We start from the raw sequence: 2,473 nt of genomic DNA, 5'->3' as shown, positions 1-2,473 counted from the left end.
ATAGAGTCGACTTCAGCTCATTGATTGCGTCGCCTTCTTTCGGGCAACAACCTTGAATTCTCTACCTTGACCGCTGGGTCAAAGTTATAGGGTCAAGCCGCACGGGCAATTAGTACTGGTCAGCTTAACGCGTTACCGCGCTTCCACACCCAGCCTATCAACGTCCTGGTCTCGAACGACCCTTCAGGGGGCTCAAGGCCCCGGCAAGACTCATCTTGAGACGAGTTTCCCGCTTAGATGCTTTCAGCGGTTATCTCTTCCGCACTTAGCTACCCGGCAATGCCACTGGCGTGACAACCGGTACACCAGAGGTGCGTCCACTCCGGTCCTCTCGTACTAGGAGCAGGCTCTCTCAATCTTGCAGCGCCCACGGAAGATAGGGACCAAACTGTCTCACGACGTTTTAAACCCAGCTCACGTACCTCTTTAAATGGCGAACAGCCATACCCTTGGGACCGGCTACAGCCCCAGGATGAGATGAGCCGACATCGAGGTGCCAAACACCGCCGTCGATATGAACTCTTGGGCGGTATCAGCCTGTTATCCCCAGAGTACCTTTTATCCGTTGAGCGATGGCCCTTCCATACAGAACCACCGGATCACTTTGTCCTGCTTTCGCACCTGCTCGACTTGTCAGTCTCGCAGTCAAGCACGCTTATGCCAATGCACTATCAGCACGATTTCCGACCGTGCCTAGCGTACCTTCGAACTCCTCCGTTACGCTTTGGGAGGAGACCGCCCCAGTCAAACTGCCCACCATACACTGTCCCCAAGCCCGCTTCAGGGCCCAAGGTTAGAACCTCAAACACACCAGGGTGGTATTTCAAGGACGGCTCCATACGATCTAGCGACCGTACTTCAAAGCCTCCCACCTATCCTACACAGATCTGTTCAAAGTCCAATGTAAAGCTACAGTAAAGGTTCATGGGGTCTTTCCGTCTTTCCGCGGGGAGATTGCATCATCACAAACATTTCAACTTCGCTGAGTCTCTGGAGGAGACAGTGTGGCCATCGTTACGCCATTCGTGCAGGTCGGAACTTACCCGACAAGGAATTTCGCTACCTTAGGACCGTTATAGTTACGGCCGCCGTTTACTGGGACTTCAATCAAGAGCTTGCACCCCATCATTTAATCTTCCAGCACCGGGCAGGCGTCACACCCTATACGTCGACTTTCGTCTTTGCAGAGTGCTGTGTTTTTAATAAACAGTCGCAGCCACCGATTCTCTGCGGCCCATTTCAGCTCCATGCGCGAGGCACTTCACCTACCGGGGGCACACCTTCTTCCGAAGTTACGGTGTCAATTTGCCGAGTTCCTTCTCCAGAGTTCTCTCAAGCGCCTGAGAATACTCATCACGCGCACCAGTGTCGGTTTGCGGTACGGTCGACTCGTAGCTGAAGCTTAGTGGCTTTTCCTGGAAGCAGGGTATCACTCACTTCGGCCGCAAGCGGCCTCGTTATCACCTCTCACCTCAGATCTCCGGATTTGCCTAGAGACCACGGCTACGGGCTTGAACCAACTATTCCAACAGTTGGCTGAGCTAACCTTCTCCGTCCCCACATCGCACTACGAACCGGTACAGGAATATTGACCTGTTTCCCATCAGCTACGCATCTCTGCCTCGCCTTAGGGGCCGACTCACCCTACGCCGATGAACGTTGCGTAGGAAACCTTGCGCTTACGGCGAGGGGGCTTTTCACCCCCTTTAACGCTACTCATGTCAGCATTCGCACTTCCGATACCTCCAGCCCCCCTCACGAGGAACCTTCACAGGCCTACGGAACGCTCTCCTACCACGCGCCATTGCTGGCGCATCCGCAGCTTCGGTAACTGGCTTAGCCCCGTTACATCTTCCGCGCAGGACGACTCGATCAGTGAGCTATTACGCTTTCTTTAAATGATGGCTGCTTCTAAGCCAACATCCTGACTGTTTTAGCCTTCCCACTTCGTTTCCCACTTAGCCAATTTTGGGGACCTTAGCTGGCGGTCTGGGTTGTTTCCCTCTTGAGTCCGGACGTTAGCACCCGGTGCTCTGTCTCCCAAGCTGTACTCATCGGTATTCGGAGTTTGCAATGGTTTGGTAAGTCGCCATGACCCCCTAGCCATAACAGTGCTCTACCCCCGACGGTAATACTTGAGGCACTACCTAAATAGTTTTCGGAGAGAACCAGCTATCTCCAGGTTTGTTTAGCCTTTCACCCCTATCCACAGCTCATCCGCTAGTTTTGCAACACTAGTCGGTTCGGACCTCCAGTAAGTGTTACCTCACCTTCATCCTGGCCATGGATAGATCACCTGGTTTCGGGTCTACACCCAGCGACTAAAAATCGCCCTGTTCGGACTCGGTTTCCCTGCGCCTGCCCTATTCGGTTAAGCTCGCCACTGAATGTAAGTCGCTGACCCATTATACAAAAGGTACGCCGTCACCCCGAAGGGCTCCGACTTTTTGTATGCATGCGGTTTCAGGATCTG

Annotated in this window: 1 rRNA gene (cut by a window edge); it reads right to left on the bottom strand. The window is 53.6% G+C overall.

What is annotated here, in order from left to right:
• Positions 1 to 88: 88 nt before the first annotated feature.
• Positions 89 to 2,473: ribosomal RNA gene (locus HHL10_RS29865) — 23S ribosomal RNA — on the bottom strand (it continues 156 nt past the right edge of the window).

Source organism: Azohydromonas caseinilytica (assembly GCF_012927045.1).
In the GTDB taxonomy this organism is placed as follows: domain Bacteria; phylum Pseudomonadota; class Gammaproteobacteria; order Burkholderiales; family Burkholderiaceae_C; genus Azohydromonas; species Azohydromonas caseinilytica.
This window is presented reverse-complemented; position numbering and strand designations above follow the sequence as displayed.